The organism is Acidimicrobiia bacterium, assembly GCA_041393965.1.
Classification (GTDB): domain Bacteria; phylum Actinomycetota; class Acidimicrobiia; order Spongiisociales; family UBA5794; genus UBA5794.
On the sequence record JAWKJB010000001.1, the window covers coordinates 262656 to 289264 of the forward strand.

Here is a 26609-nt window from a genome sequence, read left to right on the forward strand (position 1 = left end):
GGTGCGTGTCAGGTTGCAGCCAGCCTCGAGAGAAAACGCTCCCGATCGATCACGCTTCGCACATGGTGGCCGTCGGCGACGACCTTGTCCCCTTCGAACACTTCGAAGTGGAAGATGAGTTCGTTGTCCTCGATGTCCTCGAGAACCGCCTTGGCAACGACCGTCGACCCGACGGCGCTCGGCGCGTAATGGCCGAGCTGCACATCGACCCCAACCGTCGTCAGTCGCTTCGGAAGCTGGTTGCCGATCGCCTTCACCGCAGCCTCCTCCGCGAGCGCGAGAACCTTTGGCGTTCCGAGCACGGGCACATCCCCGGATCCGAGCGCGATCGCGGTTGAGGCTTCGTCGACGACGAAAGTGACGGACGCATTCGAGCTGCGGTTGATCATGATGAGCAGAATACGCACTGTTCGACACCCACCGGTAGCGTCTCTCACATGGATCGGTTCGATCTCACCGAACAAGGCGGTGTCTGGACGCTGACCCTCGCCGATGGCGAGAACCGACTCGGGAGTGCGTCGATCCGGTCGTGGCACCGTGCGCTCGACGAGGTGGCGGCCAAGCCCGGCTCCGTGCTCGTCGCGGTCGGAACCGACCGCTTTTGGTCAACGGGGCTCGACCTCGACGAGATGGGGCGCCTCGGCGACGAGGATCGCCTGGCGTTCATGGCGACGGTCGATGGCCTGCTCCTACGGATCCTGACGGCACCATTTCCCACCGTTGCTGCCCTCAACGGTCACGCCTACGCCGGGGGTGCTCTGCTTGCCTTGGCCTTCGATCATCGCATCATGCGCAACGATCGCGGCTTCTTCTGCCTCCCGTCGGTCGATGTCGGCATCCCGTTCACCGAAGGCATGGCCACACTCATCACCGCGAAGGTCCCACAACCCCATGCTCACGACCTCGTCGTCACCGGCCGCCGAATCACCGGCGATGAGGCCGCAACGATGGGCATCGTCCACGCATCGACCACGGCGGGGTGGGTCCTCCCCGAGGCTCTCGATCTGGCGACCACCCTGACCGGCAAGGACCCAGCGACCCTTGGGACCGTCAAGCGGCGCCTCTACCCCGTCGCCTGCGAACTCTTGGCCCGATCGGTGTGAAACATCCCGTCGACACGGCAGCGGGCATGATCGTCGCGTGGGGTCCATCACGCCTGCGGTTCTTTGCCCGCGGATGGGGCGATCCCGCCCTGCTTGAGCCCCCCGATATCTCGCCACGAATCGCCCAACCGATCCACCCGGTGTGGCTGAGTGACGAACGATTCGATGGAGGATTGCTCCGTCGGGGCGTCTACGACGGAGTTGCAGATGCGCTCCCTGCACGGTCAAGAACCGGGTCGATCATCAGCATCTCGCCGATCGCACCGCACCACCGCACCGTCGTCCTCATGGCGGCATGGAACGAACACGATCCCAGGGTCAGAGTCAGCCTCGCTCGGCATCTCGCGCGCCTCGGGATCGCCTCGCTCATCCCCGAGAACCCCTACTACGGCTCGCGACGGCCCGATCCGACGATCCATCAACCGATCGAGACGGTTTCGGACTTCATGCGGATGGGAATCGCCGCCGTTGCCGAAGGCGCAGGGCTCCTCGCAGGCGTGCGCGAACGCGGAAACGAACCAGGCGTGTCGGGATACTCGATGGGAGGCAATGTCGCAGCGTTGATCTCGTCGATAACACCGTTCCCGGTCGCTACCGCTCCGCTCGCGGCTTCCCACTCACCCGCACCGGTGTTTCTCGATGGCGTCCTTCGCGAAGGTATCGCCTGGGGCGCCCTCGGTGGCAAGCCGGAGGCAAGGGACCGCCTCCGCCGGGTCCTCGGGTCCGTGTCGGTCCTCCGAGCCTCCCCACCCCCACACGCGGCCCACGCGATCATCGTCGGCGGCCGCAGCGACGGATACATCCCTGCGGCAGCGACGACGGATCTCGCCAACCATTGGCAAGGAAGTGACCTGCGTTGGTTTCGGGGCGGGCACGCAACCGTCGTGTGGTATCGAAAGGCGCAGCTCGCTCGCATCGTCGCCGAGTCCTTCGACCGGGTGTTCGGGGCTACGAGCGCGACGGTGTGACAAGCACCCGGCGTCTCCCGGGCAGGGTTACGCCGCCCGGAGGCGAAACCCTGAGTAGATCTCGAGGATGCCGTAGGCGATCGCATACCCACCTGCGACGATCGCGAACACGAGCACCGTCGGTGCGGGCCAGATGAGCACGACGCAACCAACGAGGATGGAAACGATACCGAGCCCGATCCGAGTCCCTCGATCGGGCGCCGTGTCGTCGTTCACACCGCGGAACACATCGATCATGCCTCCGACGATCCAGAAGAGCCCTGCGATCACCACAACGAGCTTGATCACCGCGTCGGGGTTCTTGATGACGACGATGCCGAGGGCGACACCGATGATCGCGGACACCAACAGGAGCCACCGTATCTGCGATGTTTGGCCGAATACGGCAAGGATGAAACGCACCACGCCCGTGAGGATCATCAGCGCCCCAAAGAGCCACACCACCACCGTGAGCGTCCTTCCCGGCCAGAAGACGAGCAGAGCACCGATCGCTACCGACAGCAGCCCTGACACCGCAAGTACCCACCACAGCGACGCGACATCCGGATCGACTTCGAACGGCTGGCTGCTTGACATGGCTCCTCCGATTGCGTTGCACACCATACCGGACGCGTCACCGGTCGAGGGGATCGTGGGCCATAATCGAACATGGCTTCCGAGTCGTTTGTCGATGCCGGCGGGGTCCCCGTCCGGATCTCCAGTCCGAACAAGGTCGTGTTCCCTGCGACCGGCTGGACCAAACTCGATGTTGCGGAGCACTTCGCGATGTGTGGCGACGGTGCCCTCCGAGGTGTCTACAACCGCCCAACGATGCTCAAACGCTGGACCAAGGGGGTTGGTGGTGATCCGTTCTATGTCAAGCGGGTGCCCGAGTCGGCTCGATCCAAGGTCGATGTCGTGTTCCCCTCTGCCCGGCCGGGAAGGATGTTCCTGCCGCTCGAGGTGCAGGATGTCGTGTGGCTCGCACAGATGAACTGCCTCGATCTGCATCCGTGGAATTCGCGGGCATCGGACATGGAGCATCCGGACGAACTGCGAATCGACCTCGACCCAACCGACGGACACGGGTTCGACGCCGTCATCGATGTGGCTGCAACGGTTCGCGAGATCCTCGATGATTTGGGCCTTGTCGGCTGGCCGAAGACATCCGGTAACCGGGGTATCCATGTTCTCGTCCGATTACGCGTCGAGTGGACCTACTACGAGGTGCGACGAGCGTGTCTTGCGATCGCTCGTGAAGCGAGCCGTCGCAATCCGACAGCGACGACAGCGTGGTGGAAGGAGGAGCGCAGCGGGGTCTTCGTCGACTACAACCAGAATGCTCGGGACAGGACCGTCGCATCCGCCTACTCGGTCCGCCATACCGGGTGGATCTCGACACCGCTGCAGTGGGATGAGCTCGATTCGATACGGCCCGACATGTTCGATCTGATGTCGTTCAAGGACCGGTGGCGAGACGTCGGAGACCTCACGATCGGGATCGATGACGCTCCCGGGGACCTCGCCGCGGCCCTCGCATGGGTCGAACGCGACGAGGCCGATGGCCTCGGCGATGCGCCATGGCCGCCGCACTATCCCAAGATGCCTGGCGAACCTCCCCGAGTCCAGCCATCCCGGCGCAAGATGGAAGGCTGACCACGCTCGCAGCACCCGAGGCGACGCGAGTGCGCGTACCATGGACGGATGGTCACCACCGCATCGTCGACTCTCGAAGCGACGCGCCGGCGCCTCATCTGGACCCTGTTTGCCGGGAACGCCATCGGTTCGACGGCATACATCGGGATCGCGACAGTGGCGGCCCTGATCGCTGAGGAGATCACCGGGTCGACATCCGTCAGTGGGCTTCCGGGAGCAACGGGGACCCTCGGCGTTGCCTTCGGCGCGGCAACGCTGTCGTGGCTGAGCTATCGGGCGGGACGACGCCCGGCCTTCGCCATGGGCTACGCCGTCGCCGTTGCTGGGGGCATCACGGTCATCGTGGCGATCGGCGCCGAGAACTTCGTGTTGCTCCTCATGGGGATGGCCGGGATCGGCATCGGTCGCAGCGTGGGTCAGCTGTCGCGTTACGCCGCTGGCGACATGCGCCGCGAGGATCGCCGGGCGGCCGCGATCGGGCTGATCGTGTGGGCATCGACGATCGGTGCCGTCGTCGGCCCACCCCTGCTCGGCCCCACCGGCGCCATGGCACTCGCCGCAGGATTCAATGAACTCGTCGGCCCCGTAGCCGTGTCGGTCGTTGGCTTCGCACTCGTGTCGACGCTCATGCTCGTCGGCCTGCGGCCCGATCCGCTCGCCCTCGCCCACAATGACGAGGATGAGCGATCCACGAGGCCGGCGCGCCCGTTGCGTGAGCTGCTCGCCTCGCGAGCCGTGCAGCTCTCGATTGCCGCGATCGTGATCAGCCAGGTTGTGATGGTGCTGGTGATGGTCATGACCCCGCTCCACATCAGGGCCTTTGACGGCGCTTTGTCCACGATCGGATATGTGATGATGGCCCACACGCTCGGCATGTTCGCAATCGCTCCCGTGACCGGCTGGTTCATCGGAAGGGTCGGCGCCCGCAGGATGATCATCATTGCCGTCGCCGTGTTTGTCGCTTCGTGCGCCCTCGCCGCAACCGCCACCACTGCCGATACGGTGACGCTGCTGGTGAGCATGTTCCTCCTCGGCGTTGCTTGGAACTTCGGGTTCGTGTCGGGCAGCACGCTTCTGCAAGCGGGCCATGGGGTAGCGGACCGCCTGAAGCTCCAGGGAACCGTGGACGCCGCAGCCTGGATCTCGAGCGCGGCAGCGGCCGCCGCCTCGGGGCTCCTGCTCGATGCCACCTCCTTCCAGACCCTTGCGATGGCAGGCGGGGTCCTCGCCCTCATCCCCCTGATCCCCCTCGTACGCACCCGAGCGGTTCACGCCATCTGAGCCGTCGTCCGCGACAATGCACCCATGGTCGCCAACTACCTGCGCGGAATCGACCGAGCTGTCGATCTGACGCCACCATCCCGAAACCGAGTCGTCGACGGCTGGCGCGCGCTCGCCCTCCTCCTTGTCGTGTTCGGCCACTGGATCTCGGCGTCGATATGGGTCCAACCCGACGGAACCATCCTTGCCGGGAACACCCTCGAATGGTTTCCGGCAGCCGAGCACCTGACCTGGCTCTTCCAGGTCATGCCGATCTTCTTTCTCGCAGGTGGGTATGCCAATGCCGCGGCACTCGACGGATCACCCGATATCAGGACTTGGGTCACCTCACGGGTTCGCCGCCTGTACACACCCGTCGTGCCCCTCATTGTGGTGTGGGTGATCCTCGTGGCCGTGTTGAGGCCATACATCCCTTCCAATGTCGTCCACGCCGGTACGATCTCCGCGACGCTGCCGGTGTGGTTCATCGCGGTGTACCTCGTCATGGTCACGCTCGCCCCGTTGACGCTGCGCTGGTGGCGGCGTTCCGGTGCTCGGTCACTCCTCGTACTCGCCGCATGTGCTCTGTCGATCGATGGTCTGCGCTTCGGGCTTGACCTCCCGGCCATCGGATGGGTCAACTACCTGTTCGTGTGGGCGTTCGTCCATCAGCTCGGCTACGCATGGTTCGACCGCAACCGGACGGACCGACCGGTGTCCTTCACAGCCGGGGTCGTCGCCCTCGCGGCCGGGCTCGGTGTGTTGATCATCACCACAGGCATCGGCTGGTATCCCGTGTCGATGGTGACGATCCCCGGTGGTGGCATTTCCAACATGACGCCCCCGACATTCGCAAACGGTTTCCTCGCGATCGCGCATGCCGGATTGATCGCCGTATCGATGCCGCTCGCGAGGCGGCTCACAGACCGCCGCCCGGTGTGGCGGATCGTGGTGGCCGTATCGGCGGTGATGATGACGATCTACCTGTGGCACCTCACGGCGCTCTCCCTCCTCGGGGCCGCGGGCATCTTCATCGGCGACGGCTGGCTGTTCTCGTTCGAGCCGGGCACACCTCCGTGGTGGTGGCTACGGGTGCCGTTTTTCGGCGTGCTCGCGGTGTTGACGGTGGTGCTCGTGGCCGTGTTCGGTTCCTTCGAACGCAACATCAACCGGCGGCCGCCACAGGGCAACCGGATGGTCTGGTTCGCAGGCATCGTCGCAGCCATCGGCGCGACAGCGCTCACCGCCTTCGTCGGCATCGTGACACACGACGCCGCCATCAACTGGTACATCCCCGCGTTCGCCGTCATTGCGGCCGTTGTCAGCGGTTCCTACCGGATTCGACCGACTTCGTAGAAGGGCTCAGGCCGCCAACGGATTGGGGCCGTACTGGTTCTCGCCCGGGTCGCCCTCGAGGAACCCGCACTCGATGAGCACCCACAGCCAGCCGACGAACGGGATCAGCGCCACGAGAACGAACCAACCCGACTTGCCCCGGTCATGCCATCGCTTGACCTGGATCGCAAGCGCCGGCCAGATGATCACGACAAGGATCAAGAAGCTGAGAAGAGCGAAACCGATACCCGCTGACCGCAGGATCAGCAGCACGACGAGCTCAACCACCCACAGGACGACGACTCCGATCCAGAACTTCGCTCGGTTGATCCGGCCATCGAACCGGAACAACAGGTGCTGCCAATCAATGCTCTCCACACACGCCTCCTTTGCGTCGACGCATCGTACCGGGACATCCCGTCGCGACCGTAGATCTGGAGCACCGTGAACACGCCGATCATCGATCCGAGCCAGCTTCCCATTGAACGATGTCGGCGAAACCGGGACCGTCGGGACGGTCGAGCTGGTCAAAGGTGCATGCGGACGGTTCCTTGTCCGGTCGCCATCGCTCGAAGCGGGTCGCATGCCGGAATCGGTCACCGGTGAGTTGGTCATACGACACCTCCACCACCACCCCCGGCTTCACGGCAACCCACGACAGGTCCTTGTCCCCCGTCCATCGGCTCGGGCTCCCCGGAGCGCGGACATCATCGCCGAACGACTCGGTATCGCGCAGCGCCTCAAAGCGTTGGAGCAACGCGACCCGGTCGTGGTTCGAGAACCCGGAACAGTGGCCGACGAATGCAAGCGAACCGTTCGGTGCGTACAGCCCGAGGAGCAGGGATCCGACCTTGTCCCCGTCCTTGTGAACCCGATAGCCCCCCACAACACAGTCGACGGAACGACGGTGCTTGAACTTGAGCATCTCCCGTTTACCTTCGACATACGGGCCTTCGAGCGCCTTGGCTACGATCCCGTCACACCCCGAAGCCTCGAACTCGTCGAACCACCGCCGCGCCGTGTCCAGCGATGTCGTCGACGGCGTAAGCGCCCAATCCTCGTGAAGCTCGGGCATGAGTGCTTCGAGGCGCGACCGCCGCTCCTTGAACGATGCGTTGCGCAGGTCCTCGCCTCGGTGTGCGAGCAGATCGAACGCAACGAGCGTCCCAGGGGTGGACTCGGAAAGCATGGCGATCCTCGACTCGGCAGGATGGATGCGCTGTTGGAGCATGTCGAACGCGAGCGCATCTTGGTCGACGACGACTACCTCCCCGTCGATCACCGTTCCTTCGGGCACGGTCGACACGACATCGACCAGTTCCGGGAAGTAGCGAAGCAGCGGCCGTTGGCTGCGTGAGTCCAGACGCGGCTCGTCGTCGTTCGCGCCGATGGCACGGAATCCGTCCCACTTCGGCTCGAAGGCCCAACCCTCCGAAGGCCATGAGGTCCGGACCTTTGCCTCCATCGGGAGGATCGGCAGTTCAAACGGGATCATGTCGACGACAGTAGCTCCCACACGGTCCGCCGTTTCCGGCCCCGGCTCCCGCGTGACCGGCGGGCAATCATGGATGGCCGGTGCGGGATGCCGTCTACGCTGACCGAAATGATCATCAACCTGCCCGGTGGCGAATCCTACGAGATCGGTGTCTCGGAAAGTCGCTTCGTTGAGCCCGAAGTGGGACGCCTTGAGGTTCCCGACACGAGCACTCTGTTCGCACTTCCCGGGCTCGCCGACTGCCATGCCCATGTCACGATGAACTCCCTCGCCGACTTCCCCGCCATCACGGACGAAACGATGGCCGCCACCGTCCCGCAGGCGACTTGGGCCCATCTCGACCACGGGGTCCTGCTGATCCTCGACAAGGGAGGCAGGTCGGACGCCACGGCGATCACCCTCGACCACGACGCGGACCTTCGACCGTACGCCGAGACGGCAGGCTCCATGATCTCACCACCTGGCGGCTACTACGAGGGGTTCGGTACCGAGGTCACGCCGCAGCGCCTCGTGGACCACATCCGGACCTCGGCCATGACAAGGGGCGGTTGGGTCAAACTCGTCGGGGATTGGCCGCGACCAGGGAAGGGACCGCAGAACAACTGGCCGATCGAGGTCCTCGTCGAAGCCGTGACGGTGACCCACGCAGCCGGTGCACGCATCGCGATCCACTCGATGGCCCATTCGGCATCCGACGCTGTCGCCGCCGGTGTCGATTCGATCGAACACGGGCCGTTCCTCTCGACCGAGGATCTCGCAACGCTCGCGGCACGGGGAGGAGCCTGGGTCCCCACCGTGGTGAACCTCCTGCACCTTCGGGACATGCTCGGACCACACTCGAGCGGTGGAAGGCTCTTCAGTGAGGGTCTGGAACGGATGCGAGAGAACCTGCCGTTCGCCGAGGAGGCAGGCGTCACAGTGCTGGCGGGCACCGACCTCGCGGTTCCCCATGGGGAGGTGGCTGCTGAGGCCGTCAGGCTCCACGAATACGGGATGTCCCATGCCGGGGCGACGAGAGCGGCATCCACGGCGGCCTATGACTATGTCGGACGAAGCGCACGACCAGCCGTCGGCGAGGAGGCCGATGTGGTGTTCTTCGCGAGTGATCCCACCACCGATGTCAGCGTCCTCGCGGACCCGGTGCTGGTGATCCGTCGGGGAAGGATCGTGAGGAACGACCTTGGCTGAGTGGCTGTACCAGCGCGATGGTGACCGGTTGGTCCCCTCCAAGCTCGTGCGCGGTCCCTGGAGCGCTGCGCACTGCCACGGGGGCCCACCGTTCGGGCTCCTCGTGACGGCCATCGTCGACCGGTGGTCGGGCATGGGGATGACGAGGGCAACGATGGACATCCCGGGACCGATTCCGTTGACACCGGTGCGGATCGAAACCGAGGTGCTGCGTCCCGGCAAACGGATCACGCATGTTGCTGCGACGATGACCGACATCGACGGGGCGCCGTTCGCGAGGGCGACGGCGTGGATGATCCGCACCGACCGCGAGGTCGTCCCTGCGACCACCGACGACCGGGACCCCCCGCCTGATCGCTCCGAGGGGAAGGCGATCAACCTCGATTTCTGGGACGGGGAGGGGGATTTCGGCCTCGCCGTCGAGATGGTCGGCGTCGAGGGACGGCCGTTCCGCGGCGTCGGGGGGACAACGGCCGTGTGGATCAGAATCCCGGTTCCTCTCATTGCGGGTGAGCTGACGAATCCGTACGCGTTCGCGGCAATGGCAGCCGATTTTCCCAACGGAATCGCCGCCCTTGGAGGACTCGACGAACTCATCTGTGTCAATACGGACACCACGGTCTACTACGGGAGGGCTCCCGTCGGGGACTGGATCGCCCTGCGGTCACGAACAAATTCCTCAGGATTGGGACTAGGCATGACCGATTCGTTGTTATACGATGCGTCCGGATTCATTGGAACTGCGAACCAGTCGATCTTCTTCGATGTGGTCAGCCGCCGGGAACCGAATGGTGTACCCTGAGCGTCACATCCATGCATCCTCTCGAAGGACGAACCAACCTTCGACACGCCCGCGACACCCCGTGAGCGGGTCGGAGACCAAGAGCTATGTGAAGGAATTCACAACATGACCGCACGAACAGCAATCACACCGACCGAGGTTGGTGACAGCCTCACCACCTACCTGACGGACATCGCGAACCATGAGCTGCTCACGGCAGACGACGAGGTCGATCTCGCCCAGGCCATCGAGGCCGGCCGGGAAGCCGAGGAGAAGCTCGCCGCCGGTGGCGTCAAGGGCGCCGCGAAGGTGAAGCTCGAGCGAACCGCTCGCAAAGGCAAGGAAGCCAAGGACCGGTTTGCGCAGGCGAACCTGCGGCTGGTCGTGTCACAGGCGAAGCGCTACCGCAGCCAGTACGGCATCGAGTTCGTCGATCTGATCCAGGAGGGAAACCTCGGGCTTATCCGTGCTGTCGAGAAGTTCGACTGGCGCAAGGGATTCAAGTTCTCGACCTACGCCACCTGGTGGATCCGTCAGGCGATGCAGCGCGCCGTCGCTGAGAAGTCGCGGACAGTTCGCCTTCCGAACTCCCTCCACGACACGCTGCTCACCCTCAACGGGACCCGCAACCGTCTCCTCTCGGAACTCGGCCGCGAGCCGACTTCTGAAGAGCTTGCGGAAGAGTCGGGGCTCCGACTCGACCAGGTCCTCGAAGCACAGCTCGTTGCCGATTCCGTGTCGCTCGAATCCCCTGTCGGCGAGGACGGGGCGGTCCTCGGCGACTTCGTTGCTCATGACGACGAGGACGACCCGGTCCGTGAATCGGAGCGTCTGTCGACCATCGAAGCACTGCGGGAGGCGATCGATCGGCTTCCCGAGCGCGAGGCGTACATCCTTGCCAAGCGTGTCGGTTTCGAGGACGGGCTCCCAAGGACACATGAGGAGATCGGCAAGCATCTCGACCTCGGCCCCACGCGGGTGCGATCGCTCGAGAAGCAGGCGCTGTCGCGTCTTCGCCATCCTGCCTTCGGGCTTCGCCAGGAAGCGGACTTCTAGGGCTGGGTTCGAGGGCTGAGTTCTCGGGTCCGTCACAGCACCAGTCGATGGTGCGAACCCGAAGGACGGCAGGGAACCTGTCGGGGCACTCCGAGCGTCCCAGCTGCATGAAGTCGTTGACCGTTGCCGTCGCACTCGCTCTCGTCACCGTCTCCTGCGGCAACGAGACGACCGATGTCGCGACGCCACATGCCCCCGAAATGATGGCTCGGGCTCTCGTGGAGCTCGTCACCAAGGATCACACCTTCGGTACGGGACCTTCCCCGTTCTCCGAGTACCTCGTGCTCGACCATGTCGACCCTGCTGCCGGCGACACATCCGGTGGCTCAGGCGGCTCCACGAGGGCTCTCACCGACGCGGAACGGGCTGCGATCGTGGCGGCCCTGTCGCCGCTCGGCTCGGTTCGTTGGATCGACGATCCAGCCGAATGGCGGACCGGGGACCTCCAACCGGCTGTTGAGGGAGCAGCGATCGTGGGGGTCGGTGAGCCGGTCATCATGGGGTCCACCGGCTTGGTACCGGTCTCGCTTTGGTGCGGTGGACTCTGCGGCACATGGTTCACCTACCGCCTGGACCTCGTCGACAACGAGTGGGTCGTTATCGGCCCGGAAGGACCCGTCGCCATCTCCTGAGAGCGGGCGGCGACTCGAGGCGTTCCGCCTCCGATAGAATCTTGAGCGGACGCTCAAGAATTGGATGCATGATGGCTTCTCCCCCAGACGGCAGACGGGTCGCAATCGTCGCGGGTCTCCGCACACCGTTCGCCAAGTCCGGCACGGCTCTCGCCTCGCAGACGACCCTCGACCTCGCAACGGCGGTCGTCAGCGAGCTCGTCGTCCGGTCAGCGGTTGATCCCGCAGCGGTTGACCGCGTCGTGTACGGCTCGGTGGTACAGGATGTCGGAGCACCGAACATCGCTCGCGAGATCGTCCTTGCCGGCCCCTTCCCCGAATCGGTCGACGCGTACTCGGTAACGAGGGCATGCGCGACATCGACCCAGGCCACGGTCAACGCTACACAGGCAATCCTTCTCAACGAGGCTGACATCGTCATCGCAGGCGGGGCCGATTCCCTTTCGAAGCCACCCGTCACCTACTCGGATCGATTCGTCGAGATCATGATGGCGGCGCAGGCGGCGAAGGACATGCCCACCAAGCTGAAGCACTATGCCCGCATCAGGCCACGGGACCTGGCGCCGAATCCGCCTGCAATCGCGGAACGCTCGACCGGCGAGACCATGGGCGACTCCGCCGAGAAGATGGCAAAGGAGAACGGCATCTCAAGGCGAGCCCAGGACGAGTACGCCCTGGCATCACACACCAAAGCCTCGAAGGCGTGGGCTGATGGCATCTTCGACGCTGAGGTGATGCCTTATCGACTTCCTCCGCGATATACGAAAACGGTGGAGAGGGACACCATCCCGAGGTCCGACTCCACGATCGAGAAGCTTGTGTCGCTGCGCCCGGTCTTCGACCGACGGTACGGCTCGGTGACGGCAGCGAACGCGTCGCCGCTCACCGACGGTGCCTCGGTCCTCCTGCTCATGGAGGCATCAACGGCGAAGGCGCTCGGATACGAACCGCTCGCCTATGTGAAGTCCTACGGATTCGCGGCCCTCGACCCGAACTGGCAGCTCCTGATGGGACCGGCGTTCGCAACCCCGATCGCGCTCGATCGCGCGGGAATGGTGCTCGACGATATCGACATCATCGACATGCACGAGGCGTTCGCCGCCCAGGTGCTGTCCAACCTGCAGGCCTTCGCATCGGACAGCTTCGCACGAGAACGCCTCGGCCGCGCCAAGGCGATCGGTGAGATCGACCCGTCGAGGTTCAACCTGTACGGCGGTTCGATCTCCCTCGGCCATCCGTTCGCAGCAACGGGAGCGAGACAGATCATGACCATGGCCAATGAGCTCAACCGGCGCGGCGGGGGTACGGCGCTCGTCACACAATGTGCCGCAGGAGGCCTCGGCGCGGCAATGGTCCTGGAGAAATAGCGATGGCGTACAGCAACTTCCATTTCGAGGTCACCGACGGCGTTGCCGTCGTGTTGATGGATCGACACGACGAGGCGATGAATACGCTCGGTGAGGAGTTCGTCGTCGAGCTCGACCAGGTTGTCGCACGGCTCGAAGAACCAGATGTCAAGGCGGTCGTCATCGGCTCGGCGAAGAAGGACTTCCTCGCCGGTGCCGATGTCAGGATGTTCGATCGGTTCGACTCGATCGAGGACGCAGCGGACGCGCTCAAGGCGATCCATCTGATCTACGACCGGATCGAGGCGCTCCACGCCACGGCAGGCAAGCCGGTGGTCGCTGCGATCAACGGTGCGTGCCTCGGCGGTGGCAACGAACTGGCCCTCACCGCGTCGATCCGGCTGTGTACGGACACGAGTCAGCTCGGCCAGCCGGAGGTGCAGCTCGGTGTGATCCCCGGTGCGGGAGGCACACAGCGTCTGCCCGCCCTCGTCGGTGTTCAGCATGCGCTCGAAATGATCGTCACGGGCAGGGCGGTACGACCCCACAAGGCGAAGCAGATCGGACTCATCGACGAGATCGTGCCGAATGAGATGCTGCTTGAGGTCGCGACGAGGCGTGCGGCCGATGCGATCGATGCAGCCGATGCAGCTTCTTCCAAGAAGCGATCAGGTTCGAGGCCTCGTCTGGGGGACCTCACACGGTTCGCGCTTGAGGGCAACCCGGCAGGTCGCAAGGTGCTTTTCAAGAAGGCGACCGAGATGATGCTCTCCGAGACCGGGGGCAACTACCCGGCGCCGAAGCGAGCCATTGAGGCGATCCGGATCGGGATCGAGGAGGGAAGGGCCGCCGGTGTTGCGGCAGAGATCAGGTTCTTCGCCGAACTTGTCGCGACACCGGAGTCGGAAGCACTCCGATCGATCTTCTTCGCACAGAACGAACTGAAGCGCGACACCGGCGTGGATTCCGATGCGACGCCGCTCGCAGTCGATGATGTTGCCGTGATCGGCGGGGGCCTGATGGGCGGGGGTATCGCCGCGGTTTCCGCGATCAATGCCGGGGCAAGGGTCCGCATCAAAGAGGTCGACGACGACGGTGTCGGACGCGGTCTTGCCTATGTGGACCGGGTGGTCGCCAAACGAGCCAAACGGCGACGCTTGAGTGATTTCGAGGTCGATCGAATCATGAACCGGGTTACCGGGACGAAGAGCTGGCAAGGCTTTGGCCGGACCGATCTCGTGATCGAAGCCGTGTTCGAGGACCTCGAGCTGAAACGCTCGGTCGTCCGCGAAGTCGAGAGTGTGGTTGGTGTCGACACGATCTTTGCTTCGAACACTTCGACTCTTCCGATCGTCGAGATTGCCCGTGCCAGCCAGCATCCCGACAACATCGTGGGAATGCACTACTTCTCGCCCGTCGAGAAGATGCCACTCCTTGAGGTCGTCACGACGGAGGCGACATCCGACCAAACGGTGGCAACGGCCGTTGCCTTCGGCAAGCGGCAGGGCAAGACCGTGATCGTCGTCAACGACGGCACCGGGTTCTACACATCTCGCGTTCTCGGTCCGTACACCAACGAGGCCGGGCATCTCCTGTCCGAGGGGGCAACTGTCGAGGACATCGACGGCGCCATGAAGGCGTGGGGATTTCCCGTTGGGCCGCTTCTGCTCGCCGACGAGGTGGGGCTCGATGTCGGTGCCCACATCGCCGAGATCTTCACCGACGCGTTCGGTGACCGGATGAAGGGGCCTGATCTGCTGTCAGCCCTCGTCGCGGACGGCCGAAGGGGACGCAAGAACGAGAAGGGCTTCTACCGATACGAAAAGGGAAAACGCAAAGGTGTCGACGACAGCGTGTACGGGGTCCTCGGCCTCGGTCCGCGAAGGGAAACAGATCGCTCGTCGATTCAGGAGCGGCTCTCGCTTGCGTTCCTGAACGAAGCGGTGCGATGCCTCGAGGAGGGAATCCTCCGGTCAGCCCGCGACGGTGACATCGGAGCCGTGTTCGGTCTTGGCTATCCGCCGTTTCGCGGTGGGCCGTTCTGGACCATCGACCGGATGGGGGCAGCACCAGTGGTCGACGCCCTCGACCGGCTTGCCGACACGCACGGTGAGCGATTCGCAGCTGCCGAGATGCTCAGGGGCCATGCGGCGGACGGGACGCGGTTCCGGCAGCGCTGAGCCGCAACGACAAGCGAGTCCGGCATGGTTCGCCCGGGTCGGCTACCTCTTCAGGTGACGGTGAACGCCAGCATCGGAATGCGGCGCATCATCTCGATCCGACCTTCGTCGGTGCCGTCGTAGGCCACACCCATCCGCTCCATCAGGATCGCTGCCGCCTTCGGGTGTGCTCGTTCGTATTCGGCGAAGACCGGGCTTGCCTCCTTTGGGGAAAGGCTCCTTGCAGTCGCCCGACGCCGGCGGGATCCGATCCAAACGGCTTCGAGACCGTCGGCGAGGATGTTGCGGTACCAGTCTGCTCTCGGGCCCGTTCCCGATGTGACGATGTAATCGCCTTCCGAACCTCGTCCAGCGACCTCGACGACGGTCCGGTAGCGGCGTCCGCTGCTTCGGCCCCGGTGTTCGATCATGACCATCCGCTTCCCGAACACGAAGCCGAGTCGTGCCCGGAAGAGCCAGGTCGGCATGTGGAGCAGCCACTTCCACACGCCGGTCGGTCTCGACTTGAAATCAAATGCCATGCCGACTCCCCGTCCGGCTCGTACTGTGGGCCACAAAGCACCTTCTAGTTGAACGCGAACCCAGGGTACGCGCGTACCTCACTGGTAGTCTTCGACCGGTGGGCACGCGCAGAAGATGTTGCGGTCGCCGTAGGCGTTGTCGATGCGGCTCACGGGGACCCAGTACTTGTCGGACCGAAGGCTCGCAACGGGATACGCCGCCTGCTCGACGGTGTATGGGCGCCCCCACTCGCTCGTGAGGAGGTCCTCTGCGGGGTGTGGGGCATTGCGAAGCACCGATTCGTCTGCCGAGACCGCCCCGGATGCGACCTCGTCGATCTCGCCCCGGATCGCGACCATCGCATCGACGAAACGGTCGAGTTCGGCAAGTGACTCCGATTCGGTTGGCTCGATCATCAGTGTCCCTGGGACGGGAAACGACATCGTTGGGGCATGGAACCCATAGTCGATGAGTCGCTTGGCGATGTCCTCGTTGGTGATCCCGGTGGTCGCCTCGATGGGGCGAATGTCAATGATGCACTCGTGTGCCACCAACCCGGACGGCCCCGTGTACAGCACCCGATAGTGGGGGGCAAGCCGCGAAGCGAGGTAGTTGGCGCTCAGGACCGCGATCTCTGAGGCGCGGCGGAGACCCTCTGCGCCAAGCATCGCGATGTACATCCACGAGATGGGAAGCACACCAGCGGAACCCCACGGTGCGCCCGACACCGGCCCTGAGCCTCCTTCATCCCCCGGACGATCCGGCACGAGCCCGGCACCAGCGGCCCTTGGGAGGTAGGGAGCAAGGTGGTCCCGTACGCCGATCGGACCCACGCCGGGACCACCGCCCCCGTGGGGTATCGCGAAGGTCTTGTGCAGGTTCAGGTGCGACACATCGCTCCCGAACAGCCCCGGTTTGGCGAGCCCGACCATTGCATTGAGGTTGGCGCCGTCGAGGTATACCTGGCCACCGTACTCGTGGACGATGTCGCAGATCTCGGTGATAGCGCTTTCGAAGACTCCGTGTGTGGACGGATAGGTCACCATGATCGCAGCGAGGTCATCTGCGTGCTCGACGGCCTTCGCCCTGAGATCGTCGACATCGATCGAGCCGTCATCGTCGGTCTTGACGACAACGACACGCATGCCCGCCATCGTCGCGGACGCGGGGTTCGTTCCATGCGCCGATGCCGGGATCAGGCAGACATCCCGGTGCGCCTCCCCGTTCGCTGCGTGGTAACCGCGGATCGCGAGCAAGCCCGCGAACTCGCCCTGTGCACCCGAATTGGGCTGAACGGACACCGCGGCGTACCCGGTGATGGAAGCAAGCCACGCTTCGAGCATGCCGATCATTTCCAGATAACCGGTGGTCTGATCGAGCGGTGCGAACGGATGCATCTCCGCGAACTCCGGCCACGCGATCGGCTCCATCTCGGAGGTCGCGTTCAGCTTCATGGTGCACGACCCGAGGGGGATCATGGAGCGGTCGAGCGCGATGTCCTTTGCCTGGAGCCTCCGAAGGTAGCGGAGCATCTCGGTCTCGGATCGATACCGGTGGAAGGTCGGGTGTTGGAGATAGCGCGTGGTTCGTCGCAACCCTTCGGGTATGCCGGAGTCCACTTCTCCCGTCGGAGCGATCGCGAACACTTCCCTGAGAGCCTCGAGATGCGCGTCGGTTGTGGTCTCATCGACCGAAACGGCAACCGTGGTCGGGTCGACCTTTCGCAGATTCATCCGGTGTTCTCGCGCCTTCGCGAGCGTCTCGTCGGCATCGGAGACGCCAATCGTCAGCGTGTCGAACCAGGTGTCGTTGACAAGGGTGCGCCCTCCGGCGACGAGATCAGCAGCCAGCAATGACGCCCGGTGATGGACTTGCTCTGCGATGGCACGAAGCCCATCCGGGCCGTGGTAGACCGCGTACATCCCTGCGATCACGGCAAGCAACACCTGCGCCGTGCAGATGTTGGAGGTGGCGCGGTCACGACGGATGTGCTGCTCACGGGTTTGGAGGGTGAGTCGATAGGCGGTCCGGCCCTCCGTGTCCCTCGACACGCCAACGAGCCGCCCAGGGAGCGACCGCTGATACGCGGTTCGTGTCGCCATGAAACCGGCGTGGGGCCCACCGAACATCATCGGAACCCCGAACCGTTGGGACGATCCGACGACGACATCCGCACCGAGCTCCCCAGCGGGAGCGATCAGGGTGGACGCAAGCAGGTCGCTCACGACCGCTACGAGAGCCCCGGCGGCGTGACACCGGTCGATGATCGGCCCAATGTCGTTGACCGCCCCCGAGGAGCCGGGATGGGCGAGCAGTACACCGAAGACCTCGTCCGGGGTGAGGTCCTTGAAGGGGTCACCGACCACCAACGGGATACCGAGTGGTCGCGCCCGCGTCGCGACGACATCGATCGTCTGCGGATGAAGGTCACGATCGAGGAAGAACGCTTCCGCCTCGACATTCACGACGCGCCGGAGGAGGGTCATGGCTTCAGCGGCGGCTGTTGCCTCGTCGAGAAGTGACGCGTTGGCGATCTCCATGCCGGTCAGGTCGCAGATCACCGTCTGGAAGTTGATCAGCGCCTCAAGTCTGCCTTGGGAGATCTCCGGCTGGTATGGGGTGTAGGCGGTGTACCACCCGGGGTTTTCGAGGATATTCCGTCTGATCACTCCCGGCGTCGTCGTGCCGTAGTACCCGAGCCCGATGAATGACTGATACACCTCGTTGCGTTCCGCCATCGCACGCAGGGCTGCGAGACCCTCGGTTTCGGTGTATGGACCTCCGACCTCAAGTGGATCATCGGTCCGAATCGCCGACGGTACAGCAACTGCGATCAACTCATCGACCGACCCGACACCGATCGCGTCGAGCATTCGGTCGATCTCGGCCGCTTTCGGGCCGATGTGTCGGTCGGCGAACGACATCGGCGTCGATGGCGATGAACTCTCTGGCATGTGGCGACTCCTCACGCGGCCGTTCCAGCCCCGTCTGTCTTGAGACCTGAGAGATTCACCGCGGTGCGGCTTTCCCCTTCGGTGAGGGCGCGCCCTGCTTTCCAGAGTGCCTCTTCCCTGCGGTCCGTGTGCCTGAGAGTTTCCCGGGGCGGTTGCTCCTTCGGCGCCGGCGACCGGCTCTCCCGCAGGGTGTCAGCAGCACACAAAGGCTACCAGCGCTCAGTGGGCCACGAGTGGTGGTGGCAGGCTCAGGCCTGCGCAGGGAGGTCCTCAAGCCTGCCGTGACGACGCCGGAAGGCGATGTAGGCAACGAGCCCTGCGGGAATCGGGATCCAGAACTGGAACAGCCGATATGCGAGGGTCGCGAGCGTTGCATCGTTGCCGGGAATCCCCGCCGCGACCAGCATGCCGACGAGACCGACCTCGACGAATCCGATGCCGCCGGGTGTCAGCGGGATCATGCCGAGGACCGCGGAGCCTGCAAACGCCACAAGGACAAGACTCGCTCGGGGTTTCGCGCCCACGCCGATGAGTGCCGCGACAAGGACGCCGTACTCGAAGAGCCAGTTGAGGACGGCCGCGGCGAGCGCTCTGAACCATCGGGCTCCGAGGGCATCAACGACCTCGTTGCGGCGGTCGAGCCACCCTTGCGCCGTCGAGGTCCACGGCTTGTGGAACTTGCGGGCGAGCCATCCGACCGATCGCGCGACGATGCGGCCAACGAACAACAGCACCGCGTCGTATTTCACGAGGATGAACACGGCGGCGAACATGAAAGCGAACAGCACCGAACCGGCCACCGCGACGGGAAGCAGGCCATCGGGAATCGGGGCGGACACCGCAGCAATGACGATGGCAACACCTGGCAGCGACAAGAGCACGAGATTCGAGATGAACGACACCGCGGCGAGGGCGGACGCTGCCTGGCCCTTCGGGACGCCCGACACGGACAACATCTGCCAGTAGACGCCTCCCCCAGCGACCGGACCACCGGGTACGACCTTCGCGAGAGCGTTCGATACGAGTTGGGAAGTAGCTGCAACGAACATCGAAATTCCCGGAACGGCGACCCGTGTCAGCTCCCACGCGCTCACGAAGGTCCCCATCGTGAGGACGCCCATCATCACATACCAATACCAGTCGATGCTCGTGAGCTGCGACGACTCGGACATGAATGCGACGATCTGGGGAAGAAACAGGTACAGGACTACGACCGTGATCCCGAGGAAGACAAGCCGGACGGCGATCCTTGGCCAGGACGGCCGCAGCTTGGGTTCCTGGGGGGGTTGCAAGGGTGAGTCGCTCATGTCGGCTCAGTAAGTTAGTGATCCGCGGCGTGCGACTTCGGCCCATCAGCTCGCGTCGTGCCGACCCAACGAACCCATGTTCCGTGGGCGTGACCCCATGCAAGCACCTCGGAATGCCCTCCCGGCCAGACCGTTGCGGTCAGGCGATGCCCCTCTGCGTCGTACTGCTCCGGTGACGATTCGAACCGAATGTGCGCAAAGGGCCTTTCCGGCGTGGCCGTTGCCCCCGCGTCGGCAACGGCCGACTCAATGGCTGCGCGCTCGTCTTGGTTCAGGTACATCCACATCACGGAATGCTGGAGCACGGTCATTGTTCCCGATGGTTGAGGTTCGGCGAGCCGCGCGGCGACCCACGCCGAAGCGTCGGCCTTTGCAACCGTGACACCGACCGAGGCGACGAGTCGCGCCGCGGCGTCGAGGCGCCTGAAGCGGTCGACCTGATCTGGCCAGATGAACGAAAGAAGCCGAATCCGGGCTTCGGGGTCGGCCACATCGAGCGGGTTGCGGTCGCAGCCGAGACGGTCCGCAATGTCGATGCGTTCGGGGATAACGGGTGCGGGTCCCGTCCAATCCACATCGATGCGGGGAGCATCATCGGCCCCGTCGCGATGCCAGGCATCGGTTCGGTAGACATACCGGTCGAGGTGCAGGTTGAGCCCTGCGGACGATCCGATCTCAAGCAGCCGGACCCGCAGATCCCGGCCGGCGAGCGCCCACGCGAGCCCGGGGAGCAGTGTTGCGGATCGTCCGATCTCGTTGGTCTGGGGCGGGATCAGGTTGGCATCGCGCAGATACGCTGCGTTGTCCTGCACAACGGCAAGGAAGTCCTCCACGAGGGTCGCGCGGTCCGGTGTGCCTCCCGCGGTCGGGTAGTGCCGTGCGAGGCCCGGTGCTGCACCGAGCAGCACGAGACGGTGCACCCCACCCATGAGGCGCAGCGGAAGGGCGTCGGAGATGGCGTCGCCTTCGTATCCGGCCACGATGTCCGAGACGGGGCCCCCACGGTCGAGATCGTCAAGCGCTGCGGCGACGAGCTCAGCGGTCAACACCGACCCCATCCGTTCACACCAGCCGACCTGCTTGACGAATGAGGTGCGAACGGTCTGCTTCATTCCGAGTCGACGATCGGTGTGGTCAGTGGCACCAGGTTCGCAGGGGAATCGTTTCGGACATTGTTGACAAGCGTCGAGACGGGGAACTCCTCGAGGGCCTCCGGTGGGTACGACGAAACAAGTCCCCGCGCGGCATCCGGGCCCGTTGCGGGGTCGAGCCATGCCGCCCAGTGCTTCGCAGGAATGATGACCGGCATCCGGTCGTGGATCGCGGTGACCAGCCGGTTCGGCTCACCCGTCAGGATGGTGCAGGTCACGAGACGGTCGCCGGTGTCCTGGTCGCGCCATGATGCCCACAATCCCGCTGCGGAAAGCGGTGTTCGATCCCTGTTGCGTATGTAGTGCGGGAGCTTGCCCTTGGCCTTCCTCTCCCACTCGTAGAAGCCGTCGAGGGGAATCAGACACCTGCGGGTCGCGAACGAGTCTCGGAACATCGGCTTGTCGGGGGCCGTCTCGATACGGGCGTTGATCGCGCGTGCGCCGATCTTGGGGTCCTTCGCCCAGAAGGGCACAAGACCCCACCGGAACGAGGTCAGAACCCGTTCGTCTTCGTGTTCGGCGACCCCGTACACATCCATCGTCGGTGCCACATTCCACGACGGCGTGATGGTCTCGGTGCGGACGACATCGACGGCGAAGTGCTTGGCATAGAACTCGGGCTTTTCGACCTGGACGAATCGTCCGCACATGTCTGCATCGTACGATGCCGAGCCGGACACCTGCACCGACCCATGAATCGCATGGACCACGGTTGGCGGTGGGCTCCCATTGGCGTCAAGCCCCCTACCGTTGACGCCGATGGTTGACGCAATGGAGTTCTCGATCGCGTTCCGGTCCGTTCGCAAGGTGTTCGGGGATGTGATCGCGCTCGACTCGATGGATTTCGTTGCGCCGACCGGTGCGGTGACGGTGCTGTTGGGCCCGAACGGTGCTGGCAAGACGACCACCGTGCGCCTCACCACAGGGGCGCTGCTTCCCGATGCTGGAAGGGTCGAAGTCCTTGGCCTCTCACCGCTCGATCAGGGCGACGAGGTGCGCCGACGGGTGGGGGTGGTTCCCCCGAAGCCGGCGTTCTACGACCAGCTCACCGGCTGGGAGAACCTCCAGTTTGCCGCGACGATCTTCGAGAGCGACGAGGCGAGCGCCCGATCCGCGGCCGAACGGTTCGGAATCGACCATGCACTCGCTCAGGAGGTCGGCGGCTATTCGACCGGGATGCGAACGCGCCTTGCGCTGGCGAGGGCGGTGGTCCACGATCCCGAGATCCTCATGCTCGATGAGCCGACCGCGGGGCTCGATCCGGAGTCGTCGCGGGCCGTTCTGAACCTGATCAAGGAAACGGCAGGCAGGGGAAGGACCATCGTGATGTGCACCCATCTGCTCCACGAGGCAGAAGGCGTGGCGGATCAGGTCGTGCTGATGGACAACGGATCCGTCCGTACAGCGGGGAGACCTGGCGATCTCGCGAACCGGTACATGGCCAACCCGGTCGTGATCATCGACGCCGAGGACCGTGACATGCTCGACATCGTTCGCGACCTCGACGGTGTCGTGTCGGTACGCCCCGAAGGGGCACTCCATGTGACGCTCGACTCGATCGATCGCGTGCCGGACATCGTCGTCGAACTCGTCAAGCGAGGGGTGCGCCCGACACGAGTCGAGCCGCTGAACCCGACGCTTGAGGATCTCTACTTCGAGATGCAGCGCACCCACCGGGAGACCGTATGAGATGGCGGATGGTCAAAGCGGTCGTTCGGGCGGACCTGTTCCGCCTGATCAAGACCCGCGACTACTGGATCCCGCTCCTGATCCTCGGGGGCATGTTCTTCGTGATCCTCCCCGCGATCCTCCTCGGAGCCATGTCGATGGTCAGGGACACGGGTGCCGTCGCTCAGATCGGTGACATCATCGGCACCCTCCCCGACGCGATCCTCGACAACATCAGGGGCGACGACGGCGCAACGCGTGCGTCGTATGCCTTCGCCGTGTACCTGCTTGCGCCGATCGCGATCATCGTGCCACTCACGATCTCGTCGGCGGTCGGCGCCAACTCGATCGTCGGTGAACGGGAACGGGGCACCGGCGAGTACCTTGCGCACTCCCCCCTCACCGTGCGCGAGATCTACCTCGGCAAGCTCATCGCAAGCCTCATTCCCGGCTATGTCGCCGGCATCGTCGGGTTCGGGCTCTACGCCATCGTGGTGAACCTCATCGTGGGAAGTCAGGTCGGTGGGTGGTTCTTCCCCACCGCGGGTTGGCTGCTGCTCGTCCTGTGGGTCGTCCCCCCCTTCATCGCCATTGCCTTGTCGCTGATCCTGCGCCTGTCGGCGAAGGTGCGAAGCGCCGCCTCAGCCCACCAAGCATCGAGCCTCGTCACCCTCCCCGTGATCCTGTTGAGCTACGGCGTTGCGTCGGGGCTTCTGTACAGTCCCGTCATCTCTGCTGCCGTCGCCGGTTTCCTGGCATGGCTCGTGGCATTGGCCCTCCTGACGACCGGAGCACGCTCCATTCGCCGCGAACGGCTCCTCGGCGTCTCAGGTGATCTCTAGTGCCAGCGGTAGGCGATCCTGAGCGAGTTCGTCAGACCGTTCGTCTCCAACGCTCTCCGAGGTGACATCATCCGGGTCGAGGAGCTCCGCAATGGCACAATGGCAAGTGTGCTCGTCTGCGACAGCGAAACGGCGATACCCGAGGAGGACCGTGAGCGGATCTTCGAACCTCCCAAAGGGCACACCGCGGTCCCGAAACTGCCGGGTCGATCGGACTGGGTTTGGTGAGTATGCGCGTGCGACGCTACTCGAAGCCGATCCAGCCGGTGACGGTGTCGACGATTCGGTCAAACAGGTCACCCGATGCGGGTGGGTCTTGTGCGAGAGACCACCCCAACGCAATCAAGAAACCACCGATCACAACGAGAATGACCCCGACCAAGATCCCGGGGATTCGCTGCAACCAAACGGTGTCGCCGTCATCGAAGGTCCATTTGGATATCGCGGTCCCCACACCCATCAGAAGGAATCCGCATCCCAGTACGACCAGTGCAAGCCCGGGTCGTTCGGCAATCTGGTCCCAGAGTTCATCGCCCTTTCCGATGACTGAGGCTATTCCGGCGATGACGAGGTGCCCGCGCCAACCGCGATGAAACCGACACCGAAGATCACGGCCGAGGCTCCGGTGTGGGTGAGTCGAAGACTGTCGGTTCCAGATCGACTCGTCCGGTGCCGCCGGGTCCGAACGCTGTCGACACCGCCCACGATGGCTGCGGCCCCAAGGGCAACGACGGCAGCAGCGATGAAGACACCCCCGACAGCGAGACCGATGGCAGCGAGTACGGCGCCGAGCGCAACAAGAGCGATACCGACCTTCATGGTCGTACCGGATTCGGTCCACCCTGCCATGGCGCGATCCTAGCGATTCCGCCTTCCTCGAGGATGGGCTCTCGTGCCCCGACCGGCAATGGTCAGTGGGTTGTCAGCAGCGCTTCTCGAGGAGCAGCGTCGAGATATAGCGACCGTTCTTGAATCCGGCTTCGTCGAGGACACCCACCTCCCGGTACCCGACCTTCTTGTGCACCGCGACCGACGCCTCGTTGGGGAGCGCGACGATGGCGTACGCCCGGTGGTACCCGTCTTCGGTGAGGCGGTCAACGAGGGCGCGCAGGAGGACCGTACCGAACCCGCGCCCGACGACGGCCGGATCGAGCACCACCGTGGTCTCGGCCGATCTGCGATAGGCGGCCTTGTCCCTCCACGGCCCTGACCATGCGACTCCGACGATGTTGCCCTCGCTTTCGGCGACGAGGACCGGGAATCCGGCGTTGGTCCGTTCGACGAACCAGGCGGCGCGAGCATCATCGGTCCATGGTTCGGTATCGAACGACACATGGCTGTCCACGACGACGGTGTTGTAGATCTCGTTCATCGTCGCCACATCATGAGGCCCTGCTTGCCGGATGACGATACGGTTCATGACCGGATTGCGGCCCGACCCGCGCGACGGCGTCCGCGGCTTCGCCCGGGTGATGCCTCCCATTTGAAGAAGCGGACGGCGACGATGATGGCTGCGATCCCCCACAGCGCCATGTAGCCGAGGCTCAGCCAATCGAAGCCGGTCCCGGTGCTCTGCGGGTTGAAAGCAGCGGTGAACGGTTCGACGAAGTGCTTGAGCGGAAAGATGTTGGCCACCAGATCGAGCCACGCCGGGGCGTCCTCCGCGGGAGGGATAAAGACGCCGGAGAGGAATGCGAGTGGCAGCAATGTCGCATTCGCGACGGCCGTTGCCGAAGCACCCGTCGAAACCAACGCAGCAACCATCAACCCGAGCGCCGCGAAACAGCCGACGCCGACGAGGAAGGTGAGCACTGCGGACGGCAGTGTCCGCGCATAGACCTCGACACCGTAGAACACAACACCGATCGCCATCATGATCAGCACCGAGATCACGGCGATCATCACCGCGCTGACGATCTTTCCACCCATGTACACGACGGGCGGAAGAGGAGTTCCCTTGATGCGCTTGAGGATCCCTTCGTCACGCTGGTACGCGGTGGTGACCGCGAGGTTCGTATATGTGGCGGACACGGCTGCGAACACCGCCATGGCCGGCGCGTAGTACTGCGCCGTCGTGACACCGAGATACTCGATCTCGTCGTTGCCGAAGATGAGGGCGAACATCACGAAGATCATCAGGGGGAAAAACAGGGTGAAGAATGCGGATGTGGGGTCCCGGAAGAAGATCTTGTTCTGGTAGGCGGTTTGCCCGCGGAGCAGCGCCATCATCGAGCGCTTCGTCGCCATCACGCCTCCTCGCCGGTCAGGTCGAGGTAGACATCTTCGAGTGACGGGCGGGCAATACACAGGTCGACGAGCTCGATGCCGCGATCCACGGCCCATCCTGAGATCACATGGATGTCCCTCGTCGGGGTCACCGTGGTGACCGTCACCAGGCCGTTCTCGGTCACCGACGCATCGTCGACTGGGAACCCATCGCGGTTGAACCCTTCGACCCGGAAAGTGATACGCGTTGCGGATGTCTTCCGTCCGCCGAGCGATTCCGGTGTCCCCTCGGCAACGATCCGACCATCGGCGATGACCGCCACCCGATCGGCAAGATGTTGAGCCTCGTCCATGTAGTGCGTCGTGAGCAGGACCGTCTTGCCGAGGGCAACGAGGTTGTCGACGACGATCCACGCTTGCCTTCGCGCACTCGGGTCGAAGCCGGTTGTCGGTTCGTCGAGGAAGATCAGGTCGGGATCCCCGACGATGCCGAGCGCGAGCTCGAGCCTCCGCTTCTGGCCTCCCGAAAGCGTCTTGACCCTCGCATCGGCCTTGTCGTCGAGACCGACGATCTCGATCAGCTCGTCCGATGGTCTCCGCTTCGCATACATCGACCCGTAGATGTCGATCGCTTCCCGAACGGTGAGCTGTGTCTCGATCGCGGTTTCCTGGAGAACGATCCCGATCGACTCACGGAAGGCCCGTGGCGAGGTGTCGGGGTCGTATCCGAGCACCGACACCTCCCCGGAGGTGCGTCTCCGATGGCCCTCGAGGATCTCGACCGTCGTCGACTTCCCGGCGCCGTTCGGACCGAGAAGGGCGAAGACTTCACCCTTGTCGATGTGGAAGTCAATGCCGCGCACCGCGCAAATGTCCCCGTATTCCTTCACGAGGTTCGACACCGCGACAATCGACATACAGCCATTCCAGCACGGGCACCACCCCTTCGCGCCGAAACACACGCGAAACACAACCGTGTCG

The 26609-nt window shown here is 64.3% G+C and carries 27 protein-coding genes and 2 riboswitches; of the genes, 13 read left to right on the forward strand and 14 right to left on the reverse strand.

Annotated features, from left to right (window positions below):
* Positions 1–8: 8 nt before the first annotated feature.
* A complete protein-coding gene (locus R2823_01380) occupies positions 9–389 on the reverse strand; it encodes a thioesterase (protein MEZ5174845.1) in 381 nt (126 codons plus the stop codon).
* A gap of 48 nt (positions 390–437) precedes the next feature.
* On the opposite strand from R2823_01380, the gene R2823_01385 reads away from it, so the two are divergent.
* Both R2823_01385 and R2823_01390 read left to right on the forward strand, forming a co-directional pair.
* Entirely contained in the window at positions 438–1103 is a 666-nt protein-coding gene (locus R2823_01385; GenBank protein ID MEZ5174846.1) for an enoyl-CoA hydratase-related protein, read from the forward strand.
* Entirely contained in the window at positions 1100–2071 is a 972-nt protein-coding gene (locus R2823_01390; GenBank protein MEZ5174847.1) for an alpha/beta hydrolase family protein, read from the forward strand. The genes R2823_01385 and R2823_01390 overlap by 4 nt, the downstream gene beginning before the upstream one ends.
* Before the next feature lie 27 nt (positions 2072–2098).
* Here the strand turns inward: R2823_01390 and R2823_01395 are convergent, their stop codons facing one another.
* The gene (locus R2823_01395) at positions 2099–2647 is read right to left on the reverse strand and encodes a DUF308 domain-containing protein (GenBank protein MEZ5174848.1); all 549 of its coding nucleotides are present in this window, start codon (positions 2645–2647) and stop codon (positions 2099–2101) included.
* 72 nt (positions 2648–2719) lie between these two features.
* Here R2823_01395 and R2823_01400 point away from each other — a divergent pair, with 72 nt between their 5' ends.
* The 3 genes from R2823_01400 to R2823_01410 are packed head-to-tail and all read left to right on the forward strand — an operon-like array spanning position 2720 to position 6322.
* A complete protein-coding gene (locus R2823_01400; protein MEZ5174849.1) occupies positions 2720–3706 on the forward strand; it encodes an ATP-dependent DNA ligase in 987 nt (328 codons plus the stop codon).
* Between the two features lie 48 nt (positions 3707–3754).
* Complete coding sequence (locus R2823_01405) at positions 3755–4987, forward strand: MFS transporter (GenBank protein ID MEZ5174850.1); 1233 nt, start codon at positions 3755–3757, stop codon at positions 4985–4987.
* 24 nt (positions 4988–5011) lie between these two features.
* A complete protein-coding gene (locus tag R2823_01410) occupies positions 5012–6322 on the forward strand; it encodes an acyltransferase (GenBank protein ID MEZ5174851.1) in 1311 nt (436 codons plus the stop codon).
* A gap of 6 nt (positions 6323–6328) precedes the next feature.
* On the opposite strand, the gene R2823_01415 is transcribed toward R2823_01410, so the two are convergent.
* On the reverse strand, positions 6329–6679 hold the full coding sequence (locus R2823_01415; GenBank protein MEZ5174852.1) for a DUF805 domain-containing protein: 351 nt from the start codon (positions 6677–6679) through the stop codon (positions 6329–6331).
* A 79-nt stretch (positions 6680–6758) separates the two neighbouring features.
* Complete coding sequence (locus tag R2823_01420; protein ID MEZ5174853.1) at positions 6759–7796, reverse strand: ATP-dependent DNA ligase; 1038 nt, start codon at positions 7794–7796, stop codon at positions 6759–6761.
* 108 nt (positions 7797–7904) lie between these two features.
* On the opposite strand from R2823_01420, the gene R2823_01425 reads away from it, so the two are divergent.
* The 6 genes from R2823_01425 to fadJ all read left to right on the forward strand — a co-directional run bounded on the left by R2823_01425 (position 7905) and on the right by fadJ (position 14979).
* Positions 7905–8984, forward strand: a complete 1080-nt coding sequence (locus R2823_01425; GenBank protein ID MEZ5174854.1) for an amidohydrolase family protein — start codon at positions 7905–7907, stop codon at positions 8982–8984.
* The gene (locus R2823_01430) at positions 8977–9786 is read left to right on the forward strand and encodes a thioesterase family protein (protein MEZ5174855.1); all 810 of its coding nucleotides are present in this window, start codon (positions 8977–8979) and stop codon (positions 9784–9786) included. Before R2823_01425 ends, R2823_01430 begins: the two co-directional genes overlap by 8 nt.
* A 105-nt stretch (positions 9787–9891) precedes the next feature.
* Positions 9892–10821, forward strand: coding sequence for a sigma-70 family RNA polymerase sigma factor (locus R2823_01435; protein MEZ5174856.1), 930 nt, complete (start codon positions 9892–9894; stop codon positions 10819–10821).
* Between the two features lie 107 nt (positions 10822–10928).
* Entirely contained in the window at positions 10929–11453 is a 525-nt protein-coding gene (locus R2823_01440; GenBank protein MEZ5174857.1) for a hypothetical protein, read from the forward strand.
* A gap of 68 nt (positions 11454–11521) precedes the next feature.
* The gene (gene fadI, locus R2823_01445) at positions 11522–12820 is read left to right on the forward strand and encodes an acetyl-CoA C-acyltransferase FadI (GenBank protein MEZ5174858.1); all 1299 of its coding nucleotides are present in this window, start codon (positions 11522–11524) and stop codon (positions 12818–12820) included.
* A gap of 2 nt (positions 12821–12822) precedes the next feature.
* Positions 12823–14979, forward strand: a complete 2157-nt coding sequence (gene fadJ, locus R2823_01450) for a fatty acid oxidation complex subunit alpha FadJ (protein ID MEZ5174859.1) — start codon at positions 12823–12825, stop codon at positions 14977–14979.
* A gap of 50 nt (positions 14980–15029) precedes the next feature.
* On the opposite strand, the gene R2823_01455 is transcribed toward fadJ, so the two are convergent.
* From R2823_01455 to R2823_01475, 5 genes are all read right to left on the reverse strand, one after another.
* Entirely contained in the window at positions 15030–15500 is a 471-nt protein-coding gene (locus tag R2823_01455; protein ID MEZ5174860.1) for a nitroreductase family deazaflavin-dependent oxidoreductase, read from the reverse strand.
* Between the two features lie 78 nt (positions 15501–15578).
* Positions 15579–18434: an aminomethyl-transferring glycine dehydrogenase gene (gene gcvP / locus R2823_01460; protein ID MEZ5174861.1), complete on the reverse strand. Its 2856-nt coding sequence runs from the start codon at positions 18432–18434 to the stop codon at positions 15579–15581.
* Between the two features lie 33 nt (positions 18435–18467).
* Positions 18468–18540, reverse strand: a riboswitch (glycine riboswitch).
* Between the two features lie 4 nt (positions 18541–18544).
* Positions 18545–18629, reverse strand: a riboswitch (glycine riboswitch).
* Between the two features lie 53 nt (positions 18630–18682).
* Positions 18683–19741 (reverse strand): lysylphosphatidylglycerol synthase transmembrane domain-containing protein, encoded by a 1059-nt coding sequence (locus R2823_01465; GenBank protein ID MEZ5174862.1) that lies wholly within the window; start codon positions 19739–19741, stop codon positions 18683–18685.
* Between the two features lie 14 nt (positions 19742–19755).
* Positions 19756–20853, reverse strand: a complete 1098-nt coding sequence (locus tag R2823_01470) for a DUF2332 domain-containing protein (protein MEZ5174863.1) — start codon at positions 20851–20853, stop codon at positions 19756–19758.
* Positions 20850–21542: an SOS response-associated peptidase gene (locus R2823_01475; GenBank protein ID MEZ5174864.1), complete on the reverse strand. Its 693-nt coding sequence runs from the start codon at positions 21540–21542 to the stop codon at positions 20850–20852. The genes R2823_01470 and R2823_01475 overlap by 4 nt, the downstream gene beginning before the upstream one ends.
* Positions 21543–21651: 109 nt before the next feature.
* Between R2823_01475 and R2823_01480 the strand changes: the two genes are divergently transcribed.
* Together R2823_01480 and R2823_01485 are read left to right on the forward strand one after the other, a co-directional pair.
* Entirely contained in the window at positions 21652–22581 is a 930-nt protein-coding gene (locus R2823_01480) for an ABC transporter ATP-binding protein (protein ID MEZ5174865.1), read from the forward strand.
* A complete protein-coding gene (locus R2823_01485) occupies positions 22578–23402 on the forward strand; it encodes an ABC transporter permease subunit (protein MEZ5174866.1) in 825 nt (274 codons plus the stop codon). Before R2823_01480 ends, R2823_01485 begins: the two co-directional genes overlap by 4 nt.
* 244 nt (positions 23403–23646) lie before the next feature.
* On the opposite strand, the gene R2823_01490 is transcribed toward R2823_01485, so the two are convergent.
* The 5 genes from R2823_01490 to R2823_01510 all read right to left on the reverse strand — a co-directional run bounded on the left by R2823_01490 (position 23647) and on the right by R2823_01510 (position 26545).
* Positions 23647–23862: a hypothetical protein gene (locus R2823_01490; protein MEZ5174867.1), complete on the reverse strand. Its 216-nt coding sequence runs from the start codon at positions 23860–23862 to the stop codon at positions 23647–23649.
* A gap of 92 nt (positions 23863–23954) precedes the next feature.
* Positions 23955–24251 (reverse strand): hypothetical protein, encoded by a 297-nt coding sequence (locus tag R2823_01495; protein ID MEZ5174868.1) that lies wholly within the window; start codon positions 24249–24251, stop codon positions 23955–23957.
* 73 nt (positions 24252–24324) lie between these two features.
* Complete coding sequence (locus R2823_01500) at positions 24325–24885, reverse strand: N-acetyltransferase family protein (protein ID MEZ5174869.1); 561 nt, start codon at positions 24883–24885, stop codon at positions 24325–24327.
* Positions 24819–25649 (reverse strand): ABC transporter permease, encoded by an 831-nt coding sequence (locus tag R2823_01505; GenBank protein ID MEZ5174870.1) that lies wholly within the window; start codon positions 25647–25649, stop codon positions 24819–24821. Before R2823_01505 ends, R2823_01500 begins: the two co-directional genes overlap by 67 nt.
* On the reverse strand, positions 25649–26545 hold the full coding sequence (locus R2823_01510) for an ABC transporter ATP-binding protein (protein MEZ5174871.1): 897 nt from the start codon (positions 26543–26545) through the stop codon (positions 25649–25651). Before R2823_01510 ends, R2823_01505 begins: the two co-directional genes overlap by 1 nt.
* Positions 26546–26609 lie beyond the last annotated feature (64 nt).

What these genes read in the sequence shown, in the direction of transcription:
- R2823_01440 (MEZ5174857.1), top strand. Translation starts at nt 10,929, where the DNA reads ATGAAGTCGTTGACCGTTGCCGTCGCACTCGCTCTCGTCACCGTCTCC.
- R2823_01410 (MEZ5174851.1), top strand. Translation starts at nt 5,012, where the DNA reads ATGGTCGCCAACTACCTGCGCGGAATCGACCGAGCTGTCGATCTGACG.
- R2823_01435 (MEZ5174856.1), top strand. Translation starts at nt 9,892, where the DNA reads ATGACCGCACGAACAGCAATCACACCGACCGAGGTTGGTGACAGCCTC.
- R2823_01475 (MEZ5174864.1), bottom strand. Translation starts at nt 21,542, where the DNA reads ATGTGCGGACGATTCGTCCAGGTCGAAAAGCCCGAGTTCTATGCCAAG.
- fadJ (MEZ5174859.1), top strand. Translation starts at nt 12,823, where the DNA reads ATGGCGTACAGCAACTTCCATTTCGAGGTCACCGACGGCGTTGCCGTC.
- R2823_01455 (MEZ5174860.1), bottom strand. Translation starts at nt 15,500, where the DNA reads ATGGCATTTGATTTCAAGTCGAGACCGACCGGCGTGTGGAAGTGGCTG.
- R2823_01395 (MEZ5174848.1), bottom strand. Translation starts at nt 2,647, where the DNA reads ATGTCAAGCAGCCAGCCGTTCGAAGTCGATCCGGATGTCGCGTCGCTG.
- gcvP (MEZ5174861.1), bottom strand. Translation starts at nt 18,434, where the DNA reads ATGCCAGAGAGTTCATCGCCATCGACGCCGATGTCGTTCGCCGACCGA.
- R2823_01505 (MEZ5174870.1), bottom strand. Translation starts at nt 25,649, where the DNA reads ATGGCGACGAAGCGCTCGATGATGGCGCTGCTCCGCGGGCAAACCGCC.
- fadI (MEZ5174858.1), top strand. Translation starts at nt 11,522, where the DNA reads ATGATGGCTTCTCCCCCAGACGGCAGACGGGTCGCAATCGTCGCGGGT.
- R2823_01420 (MEZ5174853.1), bottom strand. Translation starts at nt 7,796, where the DNA reads ATGATCCCGTTTGAACTGCCGATCCTCCCGATGGAGGCAAAGGTCCGG.
- R2823_01380 (MEZ5174845.1), bottom strand. Translation starts at nt 389, where the DNA reads ATGATCAACCGCAGCTCGAATGCGTCCGTCACTTTCGTCGTCGACGAA.
- R2823_01405 (MEZ5174850.1), top strand. Translation starts at nt 3,755, where the DNA reads ATGGTCACCACCGCATCGTCGACTCTCGAAGCGACGCGCCGGCGCCTC.
- R2823_01490 (MEZ5174867.1), bottom strand. Translation starts at nt 23,862, where the DNA reads ATGGGTGTGGGGACCGCGATATCCAAATGGACCTTCGATGACGGCGAC.
- R2823_01500 (MEZ5174869.1), bottom strand. Translation starts at nt 24,885, where the DNA reads ATGGGAGGCATCACCCGGGCGAAGCCGCGGACGCCGTCGCGCGGGTCG.
- R2823_01425 (MEZ5174854.1), top strand. Translation starts at nt 7,905, where the DNA reads ATGATCATCAACCTGCCCGGTGGCGAATCCTACGAGATCGGTGTCTCG.
- R2823_01480 (MEZ5174865.1), top strand. Translation starts at nt 21,652, where the DNA reads ATGGTTGACGCAATGGAGTTCTCGATCGCGTTCCGGTCCGTTCGCAAG.
- R2823_01400 (MEZ5174849.1), top strand. Translation starts at nt 2,720, where the DNA reads ATGGCTTCCGAGTCGTTTGTCGATGCCGGCGGGGTCCCCGTCCGGATC.
- R2823_01470 (MEZ5174863.1), bottom strand. Translation starts at nt 20,853, where the DNA reads ATGAAGCAGACCGTTCGCACCTCATTCGTCAAGCAGGTCGGCTGGTGT.
- R2823_01465 (MEZ5174862.1), bottom strand. Translation starts at nt 19,741, where the DNA reads ATGAGCGACTCACCCTTGCAACCCCCCCAGGAACCCAAGCTGCGGCCG.
- R2823_01510 (MEZ5174871.1), bottom strand. Translation starts at nt 26,545, where the DNA reads ATGTCGATTGTCGCGGTGTCGAACCTCGTGAAGGAATACGGGGACATT.
- R2823_01385 (MEZ5174846.1), top strand. Translation starts at nt 438, where the DNA reads ATGGATCGGTTCGATCTCACCGAACAAGGCGGTGTCTGGACGCTGACC.
- R2823_01495 (MEZ5174868.1), bottom strand. Translation starts at nt 24,251, where the DNA reads ATGGCAGGGTGGACCGAATCCGGTACGACCATGAAGGTCGGTATCGCT.
- R2823_01485 (MEZ5174866.1), top strand. Translation starts at nt 22,578, where the DNA reads ATGAGATGGCGGATGGTCAAAGCGGTCGTTCGGGCGGACCTGTTCCGC.